Genomic DNA, 18,543 nt, shown 5'->3' on the forward strand with positions numbered 1-18,543 from the left:
TTTATATAATCGATTTATGAAACGACGCTTTTTTCAACAAAACGCTCTACGTCTTTTGTTACTTTTGTCTTTGCTTTTTTTCCGTTGTTTAAAAAGAACGGCATCCCCATGTTGAGTAACGGCTGAAGTCCGAAGTAATCGGATCGAATCACGGCTCCCACTGGCACTTCTACGATCTTTTTAACATCTGCTTCGGTCATTTCGTCCTTTTTGTCCGTTCGGTTTAGAATGAGTGAGAGCCCTTGTTTTTTGCCCAGTTGAAAGCGATCAAAGAGGCTCAAGGTATGCTTCAACACACGAAGACTCATGCTATCCGGATTTAACACGTAGTAAATATGAGACGCTTCGTTTAATCCCATGAAACTGAGTGCAGAGACTCCTGTTGGCATATCTACAATCACGTAATCATAATGCTCTTTGCATACGCGGATGAGACGGCTAACGAGCTCATCTTCCAATTCTTCAGCTTGCTCAGGATTCGACGGTCCCAAAATGACATCAATGCCCGTTTGTTCATGAGTCACGGCTACGTTTTGGACGTGATGAATGGCAAGCTCGTCCAATACAGGCTTCAAATCATAATACGAGCGGTTATGCTCAAGACCAAACGTCACATCCAGCCCGCCGAACTGAGCGTTTAAATCGATCATCACCACGCTTTTCTTGTGCTTTCCTTTTAAACACTGGGCGGTCATCGTTGAAAGGAGCGTTTTTCCTGATCCTCCCTTTGAACTGTAAAAACTCAACACTTCCCCTTGTGCCTGATAAGAATCGGATGTAGCAGCCGAGAATTCACCACGCTCGACTTTTTCCTTCAAATGATACACAAGATCGTGCAGGCGCTCGGACTCTTCTTCAATCACAATCACGTCATATACCCCGAGTTTCATGTAGGCTCTCGCAGCGTCAAATGACCGTTCTTTCGTTATGGCGATTACGTACATATTTCCCGGCGTCCAAAGGGAGCTTTGATCTTTTAAAAACAAGTCATCCACAAAAGCAACGGAATACCCTTGCTGAAAGCTCTCCTCTTTCCACTCTTGTTCTTTTACAACGGTGAATGCGGCCTCTGTGAGACGACTCTCCAAGTGTTCGGTTAATGCCTCGTCAGGCGATATGATTAACGCACGCATTGTGTTCATCATTCGTCATCCTCATCTTCGTTTTCGTCGTCTTCTTCCTCTTCGTCCTCATCCTCGTCTTCCGGCTCATCCTCAGGTTCTTCTTCCTCTTCTGGTTCTTCCTCCGGCTGTTCTTCTTCTACAACCTCTTCCTGTTCGTCTTCAATACCGGGCTGTTGTACCTGATTCGCTAGAAGGATCCGGATCGAGTCAGCTGTATTTTGGTGATGAATAAAACGCTCCGCATCGCTAAGTGGCATGGACACTTTAATGTCGCTCATGCCTTCTCCACCATCTTCTCGCTGAACGACCGTTACATTTTCAAACAATCGCGTTGTTGTAAACTCCTCGTCGGTATCATAGGTGACGATAATATCGACCGTATCCCCTGACGCTACAGGTTGGTCCATCACCACGTTACTCGTTGCATTCATCCAGACAATTCTGTGATCTTCCGGAATATCGGCCCCTGCACGAAGGACATTACTTGTGAGGAGGTCCCCTTGTTGCATATTCACTACTGCAATCGTTCCTTCAATTTCGCTTGTGTCACGAACAAATGACCCTAGGTTGTCCACCTGTGGAATCTCAACCCATTCAATCATATCTTCCGTAATTTCCGTATACGTTTGGATATCTGTGGCTGCCACAGCCACTTGTGTACGCTCTCCCAAAGAATCCTGGGCAGCTCTGATTTGACTTAAAATTAAAACACTTGTGATAACAGCGAGTACAAAGGCGATTGTTAGAAAAATGAGTGCCTTCCGTTTTGCATCGATCATTACGCGTCAACTCCGATATTTGTTTTGGCAGGTTCGACCGGAACCAATTGAATATATGGCACATTACCAGGTAACGTATGGCTCGGTAATGTCACTTGTTTTCCTTTTCCATCTAAATGGAGGGTTTCATCAATCTCTTTTTTTGCTACGAGCCAGTTGTCCCCTTCTTTTATAACCAACTCAACAAGCTTGTTAATCGATCCTTTTCCAACGGTTGTAACACTATTACTAGAAACACGTGTCAACGTATACTCACTAACTTCTTTCTTCTTATAAATAGAGAACCGTTTTTTCTTTTGCAAAAAGGGCTTCACATCTGTGGTAATCACCCACATGTTTTGCTCGTTGATTCTATTTGAAAGAAAAGATTGTACGTGGTCATGCGTGAGAAGTTCTTTTTCATGTTTAAGAAGTTCAGCAGTCAGGAACAAGACATGTGTGGGTCCGCTTAGACTCGTCACAGGAAAAAGAACGAGTGACAATTCAGGCAGCAGCCAATTCCGTAACCGAAGTAAGTCGTCGCTAGCCGTATACTGCTCATCATAAAAGTAAACGATAAGTCCTTCGTCACCTACGCTTGCCCGGAAGTAGTCCACTTGGTCTTGCAATGAATAAGCGCTTGTTTTGACAGACTTTCGAAACCATCCGGCTTTCGTTTCTTTTAAATGTGGAGTAAGGGTCGACTTTGTCTTACTCTCAACTCGAACCTCTTTGATAAAAACGGAAGACGCTCGATCGTCGAACCATTCTTTCATTATCTGAGTACTAATTCCCACGCTTTCATCGATTACAAGTTTCATAGAACAAGTCGCCCTTCCTGTGCTGTTCTTTTGTCATTCCTCTAAATGTGTCGATCCAGTGAATTCTATCTATTATGTTTATCACACGTATACCCCATTGCCAAATAGTGCACACACCTCACATCAGGTCAATAGACCTATATACGCGCACGATACGGACACGCCTAGGAGTATTTTATTTTTACAGTCTTTTTACAGAACAAGGACAAAGGTCATAACAGTCCTTTGGGTACATAAGTTTTAAAACAAAACTTTCTCACCACTCAAAAAACGCTGTCACACAACAGGCTCAACGGTTCTCCCTCCCCCTCTCCGCCCTTTGTTCCGACGCCATTTTCCTTCCAAACAGATCTAAAAGACTATTATTTCGACATTATTCTTAACCTCTTAGTCTATAGTCACAGTTATTTAGATCTACACAGGAGATACTTTCCTATTATCAGTGGCTATTTACCTTTTTTTGTTACCCTCTCCAAAAGCTTTACAAACCTTACCAATCAATCTTTTTTCACTATTTCTCCAAAATCAACCAAATGTTTCCCCACCAACCACTCACGCATCTAAAGTCCCACCTTTTTTTGTCGAAACCTATTGGGGTCTGACCCCCGAACAATTATGTAAAAATGTGAAAACACATGCCAAAAAGCCCAACACGAAAGTTTTTTCTTCGTGTCGGGCTTCCTTATATCAGTTAATAGGTAATCATCACCACAAGATATAGGAACTCAGAGTAATTCACTCCGTATAAAAGGGAAATGAATTATTACCTTCTTCCCATCAATGGCACCTGACTCACGATCGACTCCAAACGCCAATTCCTAATGGTACACCACCATCACAGCTCTCTTCGTGTACGACAGTTTCAGCTAGAGCGACATTTACCTGCTCTCTCTTCGCCAAGCCAATCACACAACCGATCCATCACATCCCAACATCCTCGTCCTTCTTCTGCGACAAAATCGCCTTGAAATCTTCCAAAAAAGCCACTCCATCTGCTGCAATCGCCACTCGGTGTATCGGCCCCGGCTTCAACTCTTCCAACCCCCGAAGATCAGGAAACGTTACCCCCGCGGTCAATGTATCCCCTGACTCTACAAACACCCGATAATCTACAAACGTATACATATCAGGGTTCATTAAAACACTGATCGCCACCACATCATGAAGAGGTGTCCCAAGGAGTTTATCGACCGTTGCCGCTTCATAAAAGTCGTAATAATAATTCAAGAGAGCCTCAAAAAACACATATCCGTTCTCAAACGCAATCTCCTTAATAACCTCCATTGGCACAATCAGCTTATCCGTCACATTCAATGGTACAATTGTCATGTTTGACACCTTGTCAATGACTAGCTTCGCTGCAACCGGATCCTCATAGATATTCGCCTCAGCAAGAGGAGTCACGTTTCCCGGCACAAAAAACGCCCCGCCCATCACCACGTACTCCTTCACCACCCTATTCATGAGCCTCGGATAAAACGTACACAATGCCGCGAGAGCCGTCAGCCTCCCCGTCGTAACCACGATCACTTCTTTTCTATAATTTTTAATCACATCAATCACATCAAAGAAGTTCTCAAAAGGCTCCACATCAATCAATTCGGGGACATTGACCTCCCCGAGACCAAACTCCCCATGAATCTCCGGGTGCGCCTCAACCTCCTTTCCCGTTAACGGCCCTTTAGCCCCAGAGAAAACCGGCACATCATCCATCCCCATTAAATCCAGTAAAAACACCGCATTTCGTACCGCATTATCCCGAGTCGTGTTCCCATAATCCGCCACAACCCCAATCAACTCGATATCCGGATGCATACACGCATAAAAAATCGCAATCGCATCATCAATACCCGGATCACAGAACAACAATACTTTCTTCTTTACCCGACTCACTACATCTCATCCTGAACCCGCGGCGCAGCAGGATTACAATCAACCGCCTCCTGATTACCCGCCTCTGCTACTTTCATTAAATAATAACACTCTTCCCTTGCCATGTGATCCGCCATTAAAGGCGATAACGTACTCAAAAGCTCATCACTTAACTCCAACTCCTCAATCTCGTGCAAAAACCCTTTAAACAACTCAATCTCAAGGCGGACATCATCATTAAACCTCGACAATGCAGGAAACGAATCCACATTCGCCCTCAAATACCCTCGAAGCTCCACGGCCTTGATGTAAAAGTCCTCAAACCGCTCAACAAACTCGTTCCCCTTCTCTTGAAGTTGCTTCTCCACCATATCCAAGCTACCCGATATTCCTGACGCATGTCCCGCCGCATCCAATAACCAAACAAGGTGGTGATGCAGCTCATGAAACACAGGAGGTTCTTCCCCCTTTGCCAAATAAGACATCACAAGCTGATACTCCTCAAGCTCATTGACCATATGATTGATAAACGTAGGGGGCAAATGACTCCGAATCCGCCCCTCTAACTGCCTTCTCACAATTGACAATTTGAAGTCCCGAAACCGGTCCGTCAGCCCCTTCACTTCCCTCGTAAACCCAACATAATCCCCCACACCATTCCTTACATCCTCAAGCAACCGATCATAAAAATGCCTGAATTCCTTTGCAACTTCCACATCATCCATCTCGCTCACCGGAAACGAGTCAATCAAAAATCGCGCATGGTCCCCCATCACCTGTAACCAAAACTCATGTTCAAACGCCGCCACTTTTTCAAACAACCGATCACATCTCCTTTCATCATCATCTCCACAATCTACCTTATTCATGAAGAAACAAAGGTATGTGACCCTAAACCCTACAACTTACTCCCCATTCTCCAAAAACACCTGCAAACCCTCCGCCTTATTCTCATACCCAAACGCCGCCGTCACACCCCAATCATCCCCATCCGCCTCATTGATATGAATGTCAAGGTCATGAACCACTCTGTGTAAAAAACGAAGAGCCTCAATATCGCCTCCCGATTCCGCCATCTCGACTAGCCGCATCGCCGTTCCAATGTCCTCTTTTGCCACCGAAGCGGCGAATCCGTCGTTATATAAAAAAGAGAGCTCCTCTCGCAACCTGTGCCACTCCCCACTCACTTTTACCTCGCTCATCTCCAAATCCTGAATCCGGTTCCACCCCGTCAGCTCATTCAAATAATCATGCGCACTTCCAAGAGTCGCCTTCGCATTCAGCTCCATTCCTTCCCCAAAGGCAACCGTCATCACTTCTCCGTCCTCTTCTTTATCCAATGTCCCATCTTTCTCACTACCTTCACTTTCCTGCTCTTCAGCCTCACCATCACCGGACTCCCCATTTTCACTCCGCTCTTCTTCCTTTTCATCCTCCGCGCTCTCTTCTACTTCCATCTCTTCCTCATCTCCAGCCGATGCTTCACGATCGTTCCCTGAAAAAATCGTCATCCCTCCAACCACTACACAAAACACAACGAAACAAACAACCCACAACCCATTCTTCTTCATAAATGCCATCATTTGAAGATTCCTCCCCCACTGGATTCGTACTACATCATTCCACGTCCCCCCGCGCGTATCCTTCGTAAAATCATGAGAGAGATTGTCACATCGCCACTCGACAAAAACACAAAAAAAAGACCGCCCGCACCCAAATGCAGACAGTCTTTTGTATCAAATTACCAACCGCAACCGCAGCCGTAGCTAGCTCCGCCTACGCTACCACCGTTGTAGCAAGCACAACCGATAATAACCAACAATACGAAAATAACAAGGATGAAAGAAGCACCGTTAGATTTGCTCATGTTTTCCCCTCCTTTTTCCTGAACTCCATACAGAGTATGTCAAAAAATGAAGGTGGGGCAGGCTCCTGTAATGGTTTGTCTAAAAATAGACGGTCGACTTCTTATAAAAAGACAATAAACAAAAATCCGAGCGCAACAGCAGTTATTGTCGTTACCAGTCCTGGTATCATAAAGCTGTGGTTTAACACATACTTCCCGATCTTCGTCGTACCCGTTCGGTCAAAATTAATCGCAGCAATAATTGGACCATAGTTCGGAATAAAGAAATACCCGTTCACTGCCGGGAACATAGCAATCAAAAAGAGTGGATTGATCCCAAGAGCAATCCCGAGCGGTGCAAGTGCCGTCACCGTTGCCGCCTGACTGTTTAACAATATTGATAAAATAAACAAAGCGACCGCAAACAGCCAAGGCGCCCCTGTAACAAGTCCTTGCATCGAAGCTTCAATCGCCTCACTATTTCCCTGGAAGAACGTATCCCCCATCCAAGCAATCCCAAAGATCGCCACAACCGCCACAATCCCTGCGCGAAACACACTTCCTGTCGCAATCTTTGATACATCTGTTTTACAAAATAAAATAATAATGGCCGCGACAGTGAGCATGATAATCTGAATCGCATAAGGCATCGATAAAGATTCCACTCCTCCATCCGTTTCCCAAGCCGGACGAAGCTCTGGGAAACTTCCGAGAAGAACGATCAACACAGACGCCACAAGGAACAACCCAACAGCAAACTTTGCTTTGCCTGTAACTACAATCTTATCTCTAGCCTCACGAATCGGCTCCAACCCTTTTTCAAGACGCCTCTTGTATTCTGGATCGTCTTCAAGCTCCGCTCCTTTTTTACTCATAACAAAAGCAGCCGTCATGATTCCAAGAAACGTAGCCGGAATCGTGACACCAATGATTTGTAAAAGAGTCACATCAAACGGAGCAAGTAACGCCAAAAGAGCGACCGTCGCCGCTGAAATCGGACTCGCCGTGATGGCTTGCTGTGAGGCAATGACTGCCACTGACATAGGCCTCTCCGGTCTGACTTTTGACTCCTGACTCACTTCCGCAATTACCGGCAACAAGGTATACGCCACGTGCCCAGTCCCTGCAAAAAACGTAAATAAATACGTTGTCACAGGAGCCATAAACGTAATTCTATCGGGATTTTTTCTAAGTATTTTCTCCGCAACCGTGACCAAGTAGTCCATACCACCTGCCGCTTGTAAAGCTCCGGCTGCCGTCACAACTGCCACGATCATCAGCATCACATCAATCGGCGGTTCCGTTGGCTGAAGACCAAACCCGAACGTCAACACACCAAGGCCGACACCACCCATTACTCCAAGGCCAATACCGCCCATTCTAGCACCAATAAAAATGGCCAAAAGGACGACGGCCAATTCAATCCATATCATGTCGTTCATCACCTTCTTCATCGAATTCATTCATTTCATCACAGTAAAGGATTAAAAGTGTTACGTTCCTTTTTATCATACTTTTTCTCATTGCTCAATACTTCACAACATTTTCCACTTTTTGAAACCGTTCTATTTTTTGAACAACCATGCCCGTGATAAACTAGAGAAAGACTTTCAAAGGCGGAGGGACGGTACATGATCACAATCATCTTTAGTAGTATTGTGCTACTGATCGTAGGTACGATATGCATTCAATGGTATAAAGGCATTCGCAACATGCCATTTATTACTCAGAAAGCTACCGATAGTCTATCGCCAAACGAAACGGTCAGCGTCATCATCGCAGCCAAGGACGAGGAAAAGGACTTGGCATCGACCATACGCTCCCTTATGAATCAGTCTTATTCCAATATGGAGGTAATCGTTGTTAATGACCGTTCCGTTGACGGCACAGGGCGTCTACTGGACCAATTGTCCTCAGCCTTCCCCTCCTTGCATATGATTCACATAAAAGAACTCCCTACAGGGTGGCTCGGTAAAAATCACGCTCTATATAAAGGGTACAAAGCATCATCAGGTCAGTGGCTATTGTTTGCTGACGCCGACATCACCTTTCATGAACGAGCTGTGGAACGGTCCATTTCCTACGCTAAAGCTGCTAACCTTGATCACCTTGCTCTCCTCCCTGAAAACAAAGGTGGCTCCTTTTTTTACCGGATGTTTTACATCTTTTGGAGCATCATCGGTGTATGGAACTTTATCGCCGCCGGCCATGCGGGAGTAGGGGCGTTTAACTTCATGAAGCGAGAGGTGTATAAAAAAGCAGGCACCCACAAGGCCATCGCCCTTCGCCCAGATGATGACATGAAACTTGGCAAAACAATCGTAGATGGAGGCTTTAATCAAAAGCTTGGATTCGGCAACGGTGTTATCTCCATTCAGTGGTACGACACGCTCCGCGAGATGGTTCGAGGACTTGAGAAAAACTTATTTGCCTTTATGCAATACCGAATCAGCATCGTGATCGCGGCAACTCTCGGCATCCTCTCTTTTCACGTCTCTCCGTTTTTCCTTGTGTTTTACCCATCCTTTTGGGTGAGCACGCTGAGCGCATATGTATTGTTGATCTACGTGTTTATGTACGTGAAAAACAAGCGCTACTTCTCTCATCCATGGTGGCTTGTCGTGACAGTTCCATTGTGCGCGCTGATCTTTTTATACTGCTTGTGGCGCTCCATGTGGAAGACCTATCGTCGCGGCGGTGTGGAATGGCGCGGGACGACGTACGGGTTGGACGAGTTGAAGGGGAGGAAGAGAGAGTGAGTTCTGGGTTCTTAATGGCAGAAATCGTTGCCTTTTTGGCAGAATTACTGCTATTTGAGGAAGAATTATTCTCTTTTCCGTTAGAATTATAGAGCTTTTTGGTAGGATTCCTACTCCTTCTTAAGCTCCGCCTCCTTAATGGCAGAATTATCACCATTTAAGAAAGAAATAATCCCTTTTTCAAAAGAAATACGTCGCTATCTCACAAAAAAACTCCTTAACAAAGCCCAAAAAGACCGCTACTCCAAAACGGAGTAACGGTCCTTTTCTATAAATCCAAACTCCACAACGCCGGGTTACTCACAGATGTGGCGAGCGCACCTGCTTCCAACGCTTCTAGGACTTCTTCTTTATGATCAATTAATCCCCCTGCAATAATTGGTAGCCTCACTTTTGTGGTCAAAGAATCAATGACTTTTGGCATAAGCCCAGGCAACACTTCAATGGCATCAATCGGTGTGTGATTAGCCGCCTCTTTTCCTTTCGCTACAGCCCCTTTATCAATAAGAAAGACACGCTGAATGACCATTAGCCCTTCTTCTTTGGCAAACTTGGCCACATGATTCTTCGTCGTAATAATCCCATCGGGCTTCCATTCCGTCGCCACAAATTTAATGGCATTTTTACTATTATCCAAACCACTAATGAAATCGAGATGCAAAAACACGTGCATATCGTTTTGTTTTAAACGTTTAACAAATTCACCAGTAGAAAACAAATCCCCAGTGAGCAAAAAAGCAACGTTTGCCTGACTTTCAATCGCCCGATCAAGATGGCGTGGATCTTTGATCGCAGCAATCACTTGTGATTCAATAAGATCTACAATCGACTTCTTACCCACCGTCTTCCCCCCAAATGCAAAAAAAACTGTATTTCTATTCTAGTGAACAATTTTACAGTTTTAGCATTGAGAAGTAAACGACAATCGACCAGATTCTATTTGTTACGAATCAACGTGAGATTGTTCGTAAACAGTCCATCTACATTCAAATTCTCAAGTTGATTAACCACTTTGACATCATCAACCGTGTAGGGCATCACTTTGTAGCCCATTGAGTGGGACTTCTCCATAAAGCGTTCATCCACAAACGTATATGGCGGATGGATACTTTCAACTTGCAGGCCACTATGTTTAATATAGCCCCATAAATCAATAAAATTGTTATAAAGAAGAAGTCCTTTTTTTATGTATGGATTAAGTTCTTGAACGGTCAGGAGCGATTCATGGTCAAAAGAAGATATAACAGTTTGCTCTTCAAGTCCAAATCGCTTTACTTCCTGCAAAACTCTCTCTTCAATGCCTTTATGAAAAAAAGGTACGTTTTTAATTTCAATATTGATGATCGTATCAGACTTGCATAAAGCCAAAACTTCTTCTAAATAAGGGAGTTTCTCTCCTGCAAAGGTGCTAGAAAACCAACTTCCTGCGTCAAATGAACGGAGTTCTTCACTGGTGAAATCTTTAATCCACCCTTTCCCATTCGTCGTCCGTTTGATATTGTCATCGTGACATACGATGATTTTATTGTCCTTTGAAAAATGGACGTCAAGCTCAATTCCATGAGCATTGTTTTCAATAGCCAACTGAAAAGCCGCCAAAGTATTCTCCGGTGCATCCAACGAAGCACCTCTATGGGCAAAATAAATCATTGTTGTATCCTCCTTCGAAAGATAAAGAGGCTGAGACAGAAGTGTTTTTCATGAATGAAAACCCGAACACTGGTAAGCGGTGCAAATAAACCGCTACTCAAATATACTACGCTTTCCGCGGTGAGCCTGTGATCCGGTGAGCCTCCTTGCTTTGCTACGGGGTCTCTCCCTGGCCCTGACTACCGCAGGAGGATACGTATATTTCATCCGCTATAATAGCGAATGGTTCGGAATCCAATCTGAACACTCTCTTCATGTCCCAGCCTCTTCATTTTTTATTTGTACCACGAAGACTCAAAAGTTAACTTGCAACGTTAGCATACGTCTAGCTTATTCGTCGTCCCCGCCGCTCATACGGTTGTATTGTTCGATGGCATTTTCAATCTCACGAGCCGCTTCATCAAGAAGCTCTTGTGAATCTCCACCTTGATATAAGCTTTCAATAGAGTTCTCTACAATATTACGAGCTTCTGGGAATACGCCCATCAACGCCCCTTGAGTAGCAGGAGTAAGTGTTGTGTTTTGAAGCTGCTCTACACTGGTTAAGAACTGCGGAAACTCTTCGTAGATTTCTTGAAGTTCTTCTTCGTCATAAGCATCCGTTGTAATCGGGAAGTAGCCAGTCGCACCAGCCCACTTCGCTTGTACCTCAGCCTCTGTTGTATACTTCATGAAATCCCAAGCCGCTTGTTGCTCTTCTTCCGCTACACTGTTTGTCATCCAAAGGGATCCTCCACCTACGATAACTCCTTGTGGATCTTGACCATCTGGAACAGGAAGATAAGCCGTACCAACTTCAAAGTCCGCGTCGTTTACGTTTCCGCGAGTGGCAGCAGTGGAATCTAGATACATCGCTACACGACCTGCACTAAAGGCCGAACGAATGTCATCCCACTGACGTCCATAGTTTCCAAGTGTCTCTGCTTCATTCATTTCTTGTAACCATTCAAAAACATTGACTCCTGCTTCTTCATTAATTAACGCTTCTGTACCATCACCGTCACGCCCGTTGTCGTTGTTCAAGTATAGAGCACCTTGGTTAGCGAGAAGTTGTTCAAAGAACCAACCGTAAATTAAGATACTAAAACCGTGTACATCAACGTCATTTCCAGAACGGATCGTCAACGCTTCAGCTGCCTCTTGTACTTCACTAAACGTTTGTGGTGGATCTTCTGGATCTAAGCCCGCCTCTTCGAACATGTCTTTGTTGTAGAACATGATCGCGTTGGATGTATTAAACGGCATGGAATAGAAGTCACCATCAACTTGGTAATAGCCCATGATGTTTTCTTCAAAATTCACGTCAAGATCTTCTTGATCAAGGAATTCTTGAATCGGTGTGATATAACCACTCTCACTCATAAATTTCGTTCCTACTTCGTACACTTGCACGATGGAAGGAGCATCTGTTGTTCCCCCAACCGCTCGAAGCTGATTTAACAGCTCTTCATAGCTTCCTTGGTAAACCGCTTCAACATAGACGTCTTCTTGACTTTCATTAAAGTCACCGACCATATCGTCAATCGCTTGACCAGGTCCTCCACCCATAGCGTGCCAGAACGTAACAAGAGTACGTCCGTCCTCAGTTGTTTGTACTTCAGCTTCCCCGCCACCGCAACCTGCAGCGAATAAAAGAGCCATGGCACCAGCAACAGTGGCGCCTAATTTCTTTTTACCCATCTTAAACATAGTGTTTCCCCCTTTGTGATTTATCCCTTTAATGCTCCAGCAGTTAGACCGCGTTTAAGCTGGTTCAACCCTAGAATCAGTAAAAGCAGTGTCGGTAAAAGAACCATGACAGTCCCGGCCATAACCACATTCCAAGACGTGCCTGTTTCAGCAGATACCATCATCTTCAGCCCAATTTGTACTGTACGCACATCGTTGTTGTTTGTAACAAGAAGTGGCCACAAGTACATGTTCCACGTAGTCAAAAACCCGAAGATTCCAAGAGCACTTAGCATTGGTTTGGATAACGGTAAAACAAACTTGTAGTAAAACTTGAACCGTGTACATCCATCGATTTGCGCCGACTCATAAAGCTCCTTTGGAATCGTCAAGAAGTGCTGACGCAAAAGGAAGATACCAAACGCAATCGCAAAGAACGGTACTGTCAAACCGGGATAGGTATTCACCCAACCAAGGTTTTGAATCGTTACGTAGTTGGGGATAATCGTCGCTTCCCAAGGAATAAGCATCGTGGAAATAAACAAGAAAAACACGAAATTCCTTCCTTTAAACGGAATGAAAACAATCGCAAAAGCAGCCAAACTACAAAGAATCAATTGTCCGATCATAACCGTAAATGAAACAACGAAACTATTAAACAAGAAATGCAATAGTGGTACGTTGTTAAACGCAGCCACATAGTTTTCAAATGACAGACTCGACGGGAGCAAAGCCCCTCTGTTGATTTCTGCCGATGTCATAAAACTTGCAGAGACCGCGTATAAAACCGGAAAGGTGATGATCAAAGAAGAGAGTATGAGCAACGTGTAGATTATGATTTTTTTCATCATTGATAATGCACCTTCTTTTCTCCGACTTTAAATTGAATGTACGTAAAGATCAGAACGAGAACGAACAGGATAATCGCCTGGGCACTCGCATAACCAAAGTAACCGTTATAGAATGCTTCTCGGAAAATCGAGTAAACAATCAAATTGGTACTGTTCGCAGGTCCACCACCTGTGAGGATATCAACCTGACCAAATGTTTGAAACGAATTGATAATCGTGACAACGCTTACAAAAAAGAGCGTTGGTGATAATAGCGGAATTGTAATATTGAACAGTTGCCTCCAATATCCAGCCCCGTCAATTTTCGCACTCTCGTAAAGCTCTTCAGAGATATTTTGCAAACCACCTAAAAGAACAATAAAGTTAAAGCCGATGTTCATCCAAATCGTCGTAATCGCCACAGAAATGAGTGCCACATTCGGTGATGTGAGCCACTGAACCCCACTCAGTCCGAACGCATTAAGCATATTGTTTAGTACACCAAGACTTGGGTGGAACAAAAGCAACCATATCGTTGCACCAGCCGCAACGGAAATACCTAGTGTCGACGAAAAGACAACTCTGAAAAATGGAACGCCTTTTACCTTTTCGTTCGTAATGACAGCTAAAAACAATGAAATGATAATCGTAGTAGGTACGGTATAAAGAGCAAATAAGAACGTTGCTTTCATACTTGTCCGAAACGCAGATGACTCAAAGAGCGTTCGGTAATACTCAAATCCGATGAAGTTAATTACAGCTCCGCTTGCATTGGTGACGTGGAAGCTATAATAAAGCGTTTTCATCATTGGGTAAAATAAGAAAACCCCCACGATTAGGAGTGCCGGAAGTAAATATAGAAGCCCAGCTCCAAGGTTTTCCCATTCTCTCCTTTTTGCCGATTTCCGCTTATGTACCGGTTTTTTTACTTGTTGAACAGACGTGTTTGTTTTCTTCTCAATCTCCATCGTTTCCCTCCCTCTGTCTGAATAAGCCGGAAAAAGTGCATAAAAAAGAAACCCCTAATAAGCGCACGTGTAGCGCGTTATTAAAACAGGGGTTTCTCGTCATCTCTAACCCAACTTTTTTGTTATATGTCGATTATAGCAGAGGCACGAAATATTTCAACAAGATTAAGAATATTAATGTTTATTCATTTTTCGAGATTGTGTGAGAAACGTTAAATCAATTAAGTTTGAGGATTAATTGCTCGGGATTGGATGAGGTCTCACCTCTAACCCAAAAACCGTTGTTTAACCAAAGATACAACGGCGGTTTCTACTTACACTAAATGACAAGCGACATAGTGTCCCTTTTCTACCTCTTTAAATAATGGTTGTACTTTAAGGCAGATATCTTCCGTAAAAGGACAGCGTGTATGAAACTTACACCCTTTTGGGGGATTAGCCGGGTTTGGAATATCCCCTTTCAAAACTATGCGTTCACGCCGTTTCGTAGGGTCCGGTATGGGAACAGCCGATAATAGTGCTTTCGTATAAGGATGCAGGGGGTTTTCATATAATTTGTCTCGAGTAGTCAGTTCCATCATAGAACCTAAGTACAATACCCCAACTTTGTTACATAAATGCTCCACAACACTTAAGTCATGAGAGATAAACAAATATGTCATGTTCTTTTTTTCTTGTAACTCTTTAAATAAATTTATAATCTGCGCTTGAATGGAAACATCCAGAGCGGAAACAGGTTCATCTGCTACAATAAAGTCAGGTTCCATAACCATCGCTCTTGCAATACCTATCCTCTGACGCTGACCACCACTGAACTCGTGGGGATATTTATCAATATGATATGATGGTAGTCCACATATTTCCATCACTTCTTTCACTTTGTCACGTACACGATCTTTTGTAACCAATCCATGATCCAAAAGGGGCTCCGCAAGAGCATCCCCAATACGAATACGAGGATTCAAAGAACTGAAGGGGTCTTGGAAAACAAATTGCATCTTCGTCCTAAGGCTTCTCATTTCTTTTTTGGACTTGTTGTGAATATCAATACCACGATATTTAATCGTTCCTTCACTAATATCATGAAGACGAATTAAGGACTTTCCTATCGTACTTTTTCCACTCCCTGACTCTCCTACCAAACCAAATGTCTCGCCTTCTTCAATTGTAAAAGTGACGTCATCCACCGCTTTTACAGGTGAGGGCTTCCGGTCAAAAAGCGAAGACTTTTGGGTGAAGTACTTTTTTAGATTTTTCACTTCAATTAGTGGTGACTGACTCATCCTTTCACCTCTTTTTCATATAACCAGCAAGCCACATGTTGCCGATCTTCTAATTTTAATGTAGGCATTTTTTCACGACAAATATCCATGGCGTGTTCACAACGCTCGTGAAAATAGCATGATGGCGTAAGATCTACAAGATTCGGTACTTGTCCTGGTATTGTATAGAGTTTTTTCGTTCTGTTTCCCAACACTGGCTTTGCATAAAGAAGACCTTTTGTATAAGGGTGCTTGGGTGAAGCGAAGATGTCATGGACAGTCCCTGTTTCAATCACTTTTCCTGCATACATTACCACTACAAAGTCCGCTACTTCCGCTACAACACCAAGGTCATGAGTAATCAATAGCATGGACATATTCCGCTCTTCTTGTAATGTTCGTAGTAAGTCCAGTACTTGTGCTTGAATTGTGACATCCAATGCAGTCGTTGGTTCATCGGCAATAAGCATATCTGGATCACACGACAAGGCAATGGCAATCATAATTCGTTGGAGCATCCCGCCACTAAGCTGATGAGGATAAGATTTAAAAATCTGTTCTGCACGTCCAATGCCGACCAATTCGATTAACTCAATAGCTTTGTGTCTCGCTTGTTTTTTAGAATAAGGATGATGGACTAAGAGAGGTTCCATAATTTGTTCACCGATAGTAAGTACCGGGTTTAGTGAAGACATAGGTTCTTGAAAAATCATGGCCAGATCATTTCCACGTACTCTTCTCAAATCTCCGCGACTAAGCTCAGCTAGATTCTTACCTTTAAAAAACAAGTCACCTTTTACGTCTGTCTGAACAAGCCCCATGACCGACATCGCGGTCACACTTTTTCCACAGCCCGATTCCCCTACGACACAAACCGTCTCTCCTTCTTTTACAGAGAAACTCACATCATCAACCGCTCTAACGATTCCCTGTTCTGTTTCAAAATGTGCTGACAAATGCTTCACCTCTAAAACAGATGCTCGTTCACTCACGTCATCAACGTCCTTTCATGTTGGGATCAATCGCGTCTCTCAACCCGTCTCCTAATAAATTAATACAAATTACCGTAACGAAAATCGCGACACCTGGAGGAATCCATAACCACGGTCGATTCGTAAAATCAATCAATGAGTTGGCCGCATTGATCATATTCCCCCAAGAGGCAGTAGGTGGAACGACACCGAGTCCAAAGTAACTTAATACCGACTCACTCAAAATGGCTCCACCTACACTAAGGGTCGCTGTTACAATCAAAATCGGAACAACATTAGGCAATAAATGGTTCAACAGCTTACGCCTGTCTCTTAACCCTAATGCGTCAGTAGCAAGCATGAATTCCCTTTCTCTTAAACTCAATACCTGGCTTCGTATCAATCTGGCAAGTCCGGGCCAACCAATCAAACTAAGCATAATCATGACAATATACATCCTGTGTTCTGCCGGCACACGCCATTCTGACATAATTGCAGCCATAATAAATAAAAGGGGCAAACCGGGAAGAGTCATCAGAACATCTGCAATACGCATGACGATTTGATCGACAATCCCTCTATAGTAACCTGCCAAAATACCGAGAATGCCTCCGATGCTAACAGAGAGAACCATTGCACCAAGGCCAACTGTAAGAGAGATTCTCCCTGCAAGCATCAACCTCGTCAATACATCTCGCCCTAAGTGGTCTGTCCCAAGCCAATGTGCACTACTCGGAGGTTGATGAGCGTTTATTGGATTCGTTCCCATGGTAGTGTAAGGAGAGAAAAACGGACCAATAAAGCTGAATACAAATATCATCGTTAAAAACAGGAAACCAACTACCGCCATCTTTCGCTTAATAAACCTTCGCCACACTTGCCCCCAAAGTGACGACTTACTTCCTTCTACCTCTACCTTTGGCTCCATCTGCCGAGGTATTTGCGGAATATTTTCCATCTAATTTCCTCCTTACTTCACCCGTACCCGAGGGTCTGCTAGACCATACAAAATATCAGCAATTAGATTACTGATCACGGTGAGGACAGCAATGAACATAGTGAATCCCATTAATAACGTATAATCCCGAACAGTAAATGCCTGCATATAAATGGCTCCAATACCAGGCCAGTTGAAGATCTGTTCAGTTATAATCGCACCACTGAAAAGAGCCGGTAGCTCAAATGAAAACAGTGTGATAGCTGGCAATAAAGCGTTACGCAGAGCATGTTTGTATATGACTACTCGTTCTTTTAACCCCTTCGCTCGAGCAGTTCGAACAAAATCTTGCTTCACTACCTCGAGCATATTGGTCCTGAAGTAGCGTGTCAGCCCTCCAATACCAAGCATTGTCAGTACAAGAACAGGTAAAATCATATGTTCCAACACATCTTTCACATGTTCCCATCCAGTGTAATCTGCACCTGTCGTAGTCATTCCTCCTGCCGGGAACCAACCTAAATCAACGGCAAAATACTTAATAACAATGAGGCCAAGGAAAAAGGATGGTGTTGCCATCGCTGCGAAAACCAAAATGGTAATAACCGCATCATACAGAGAATACTGCTTTGTAGCAGAAATAACCCCTACAACAACAGCAATAGCCCATGTGAGAAATAAGGACGCAAAGGCCACAATGAACGAGCTCCAAATGTAATTGTTTAACACTTCTGTCACCGGTCGTTGAAATTGAAGTGAAAACCCTAAGTCACCAGTTAATAAATTCCCCATCCAAATGAAATAACGAACGATTGTAGGTTGGTCAAACCCATATAAGGCATACAGTTCAGCCTTCCGTTCAGCCGTCAGGTTTGGATCACCATCAATAAAATTGCCCGGTACTAAAGAATATAAAAAGAATATTAAAATCGAAGCCCCAATCAACGTTGGAATTAAATAAGCCAAACGCTTTAAAATATACCTTCCCATCGCCGTATTCCTCCCTTTCACAATACTGATTACGTTTCACCTGTTAAAAAGCCATTAAAGACAAGTCGCAACATTTGGATAGCGCGA

Annotated in this window: 18 protein-coding genes; 1 reads left to right on the top strand and 17 read right to left on the bottom strand. The window is 43.7% G+C overall.

Annotated elements, in window-relative coordinates:
• Positions 1–14: 14 nt before the first annotated feature.
• The 8 genes from G476_RS0116795 to G476_RS0116830 form a co-directional block, all read right to left on the bottom strand.
• On the bottom strand, positions 15–1,145 hold the full coding sequence (locus tag G476_RS0116795; protein ID WP_026691114.1) for a CpaE/TadZ family protein: 1,131 nt from the start codon (positions 1,143–1,145) through the stop codon (positions 15–17).
• Positions 1,142–1,903 (bottom strand): Flp pilus assembly protein CpaB, encoded by a 762-nt coding sequence (cpaB, locus tag G476_RS22325; protein WP_035187226.1) that lies wholly within the window; start codon positions 1,901–1,903, stop codon positions 1,142–1,144. Before cpaB ends, G476_RS0116795 begins: the two co-directional genes overlap by 4 nt.
• Positions 1,903–2,703 (bottom strand): hypothetical protein, encoded by an 801-nt coding sequence (locus G476_RS0116805; RefSeq protein ID WP_026691115.1) that lies wholly within the window; start codon positions 2,701–2,703, stop codon positions 1,903–1,905. The genes cpaB and G476_RS0116805 overlap by 1 nt, the downstream gene beginning before the upstream one ends.
• Before the next feature lie 921 nt (positions 2,704–3,624).
• Entirely contained in the window at positions 3,625–4,596 is a 972-nt protein-coding gene (locus G476_RS0116810) for a nucleoside hydrolase (protein WP_026691116.1), read from the bottom strand.
• Positions 4,596–5,444, bottom strand: coding sequence for a DUF2935 domain-containing protein (locus tag G476_RS0116815; RefSeq protein ID WP_051314893.1), 849 nt, complete (start codon positions 5,442–5,444; stop codon positions 4,596–4,598). Before G476_RS0116815 ends, G476_RS0116810 begins: the two co-directional genes overlap by 1 nt.
• A gap of 36 nt (positions 5,445–5,480) precedes the next feature.
• Complete coding sequence (locus G476_RS0116820; protein ID WP_026691118.1) at positions 5,481–6,158, bottom strand: hypothetical protein; 678 nt, start codon at positions 6,156–6,158, stop codon at positions 5,481–5,483.
• A 158-nt stretch (positions 6,159–6,316) separates the two neighbouring features.
• A complete protein-coding gene (gene yjcZ, locus G476_RS23360; RefSeq protein WP_084405812.1) occupies positions 6,317–6,442 on the bottom strand; it encodes a sporulation protein YjcZ in 126 nt (41 codons plus the stop codon).
• Positions 6,443–6,543: 101 nt separating this feature from the next.
• A complete protein-coding gene (locus G476_RS0116830; RefSeq protein ID WP_026691119.1) occupies positions 6,544–7,854 on the bottom strand; it encodes an anaerobic C4-dicarboxylate transporter family protein in 1,311 nt (436 codons plus the stop codon).
• Positions 7,855–8,052: 198 nt separating this feature from the next.
• On the opposite strand from G476_RS0116830, the gene G476_RS22330 reads away from it, so the two are divergent.
• Positions 8,053–9,180: a glycosyltransferase family 2 protein gene (locus tag G476_RS22330; RefSeq protein WP_051314894.1), complete on the top strand. Its 1,128-nt coding sequence runs from the start codon at positions 8,053–8,055 to the stop codon at positions 9,178–9,180.
• 268 nt (positions 9,181–9,448) lie between these two features.
• Here the strand turns inward: G476_RS22330 and G476_RS0116850 are convergent, their stop codons facing one another.
• The 9 genes from G476_RS0116850 to G476_RS0116895 form a co-directional block, all read right to left on the bottom strand.
• A complete protein-coding gene (locus G476_RS0116850) occupies positions 9,449–10,021 on the bottom strand; it encodes a glycerol-3-phosphate responsive antiterminator (protein ID WP_026691120.1) in 573 nt (190 codons plus the stop codon).
• Between the two features lie 95 nt (positions 10,022–10,116).
• A complete protein-coding gene (locus G476_RS0116855; RefSeq protein ID WP_026691121.1) occupies positions 10,117–10,830 on the bottom strand; it encodes a glycerophosphodiester phosphodiesterase in 714 nt (237 codons plus the stop codon).
• A gap of 330 nt (positions 10,831–11,160) precedes the next feature.
• Positions 11,161–12,519: an ABC transporter substrate-binding protein gene (locus G476_RS22335; RefSeq protein WP_245579688.1), complete on the bottom strand. Its 1,359-nt coding sequence runs from the start codon at positions 12,517–12,519 to the stop codon at positions 11,161–11,163.
• A 20-nt stretch (positions 12,520–12,539) separates the two neighbouring features.
• Entirely contained in the window at positions 12,540–13,349 is an 810-nt protein-coding gene (locus G476_RS0116870) for a carbohydrate ABC transporter permease (protein WP_026691122.1), read from the bottom strand.
• Positions 13,346–14,296, bottom strand: a complete 951-nt coding sequence (locus tag G476_RS0116875; RefSeq protein ID WP_026691123.1) for a carbohydrate ABC transporter permease — start codon at positions 14,294–14,296, stop codon at positions 13,346–13,348. The genes G476_RS0116870 and G476_RS0116875 overlap by 4 nt, the downstream gene beginning before the upstream one ends.
• A 314-nt stretch (positions 14,297–14,610) precedes the next feature.
• Complete coding sequence (locus G476_RS0116880; RefSeq protein ID WP_026691124.1) at positions 14,611–15,579, bottom strand: ABC transporter ATP-binding protein; 969 nt, start codon at positions 15,577–15,579, stop codon at positions 14,611–14,613.
• Positions 15,576–16,550 (bottom strand): ABC transporter ATP-binding protein, encoded by a 975-nt coding sequence (locus G476_RS0116885; RefSeq protein WP_026691125.1) that lies wholly within the window; start codon positions 16,548–16,550, stop codon positions 15,576–15,578. The genes G476_RS0116880 and G476_RS0116885 overlap by 4 nt, the downstream gene beginning before the upstream one ends.
• A 4-nt stretch (positions 16,551–16,554) precedes the next feature.
• A complete protein-coding gene (gene opp4C, locus G476_RS0116890; RefSeq protein ID WP_084405813.1) occupies positions 16,555–17,487 on the bottom strand; it encodes an oligopeptide ABC transporter permease in 933 nt (310 codons plus the stop codon).
• Positions 17,488–17,499: 12 nt separating this feature from the next.
• The gene (locus tag G476_RS0116895; RefSeq protein ID WP_026691127.1) at positions 17,500–18,456 is read right to left on the bottom strand and encodes an ABC transporter permease; all 957 of its coding nucleotides are present in this window, start codon (positions 18,454–18,456) and stop codon (positions 17,500–17,502) included.
• Between the last annotated feature and the right edge of the window lie 87 nt (positions 18,457–18,543).

The organism is Alteribacter aurantiacus DSM 18675 (assembly GCF_000429705.1).
Classification (GTDB): domain Bacteria; phylum Bacillota; class Bacilli; order Bacillales; family Salisediminibacteriaceae; genus Alteribacter; species Alteribacter aurantiacus.

Bases quoted from the DNA above. Each gene is read 5' to 3' on its own strand.
- opp4C (WP_084405813.1), bottom strand. From the start codon at position 17,487: ATGGAAAATATTCCGCAAATACCTCGGCAGATGGAGCCAAAGGTAGAG.
- G476_RS0116830 (WP_026691119.1), bottom strand. From the start codon at position 7,854: ATGATATGGATTGAATTGGCCGTCGTCCTTTTGGCCATTTTTATTGGT.
- G476_RS0116855 (WP_026691121.1), bottom strand. From the start codon at position 10,830: ATGATTTATTTTGCCCATAGAGGTGCTTCGTTGGATGCACCGGAGAAT.
- G476_RS0116820 (WP_026691118.1), bottom strand. From the start codon at position 6,158: ATGATGGCATTTATGAAGAAGAATGGGTTGTGGGTTGTTTGTTTCGTT.
- G476_RS0116875 (WP_026691123.1), bottom strand. From the start codon at position 14,296: ATGGAGATTGAGAAGAAAACAAACACGTCTGTTCAACAAGTAAAAAAA.
- G476_RS0116870 (WP_026691122.1), bottom strand. From the start codon at position 13,349: ATGATGAAAAAAATCATAATCTACACGTTGCTCATACTCTCTTCTTTG.
- G476_RS0116795 (WP_026691114.1), bottom strand. From the start codon at position 1,145: ATGATGAACACAATGCGTGCGTTAATCATATCGCCTGACGAGGCATTA.
- G476_RS22335 (WP_245579688.1), bottom strand. From the start codon at position 12,519: ATGTTTAAGATGGGTAAAAAGAAATTAGGCGCCACTGTTGCTGGTGCC.
- G476_RS0116815 (WP_051314893.1), bottom strand. From the start codon at position 5,444: ATGAATAAGGTAGATTGTGGAGATGATGATGAAAGGAGATGTGATCGG.
- G476_RS0116805 (WP_026691115.1), bottom strand. From the start codon at position 2,703: ATGAAACTTGTAATCGATGAAAGCGTGGGAATTAGTACTCAGATAATG.
- G476_RS0116895 (WP_026691127.1), bottom strand. From the start codon at position 18,456: ATGGGAAGGTATATTTTAAAGCGTTTGGCTTATTTAATTCCAACGTTG.
- yjcZ (WP_084405812.1), bottom strand. From the start codon at position 6,442: ATGAGCAAATCTAACGGTGCTTCTTTCATCCTTGTTATTTTCGTATTG.
- G476_RS22330 (WP_051314894.1), top strand. From the start codon at position 8,053: ATGATCACAATCATCTTTAGTAGTATTGTGCTACTGATCGTAGGTACG.
- cpaB (WP_035187226.1), bottom strand. From the start codon at position 1,903: ATGATCGATGCAAAACGGAAGGCACTCATTTTTCTAACAATCGCCTTT.
- G476_RS0116880 (WP_026691124.1), bottom strand. From the start codon at position 15,579: ATGAGTCAGTCACCACTAATTGAAGTGAAAAATCTAAAAAAGTACTTC.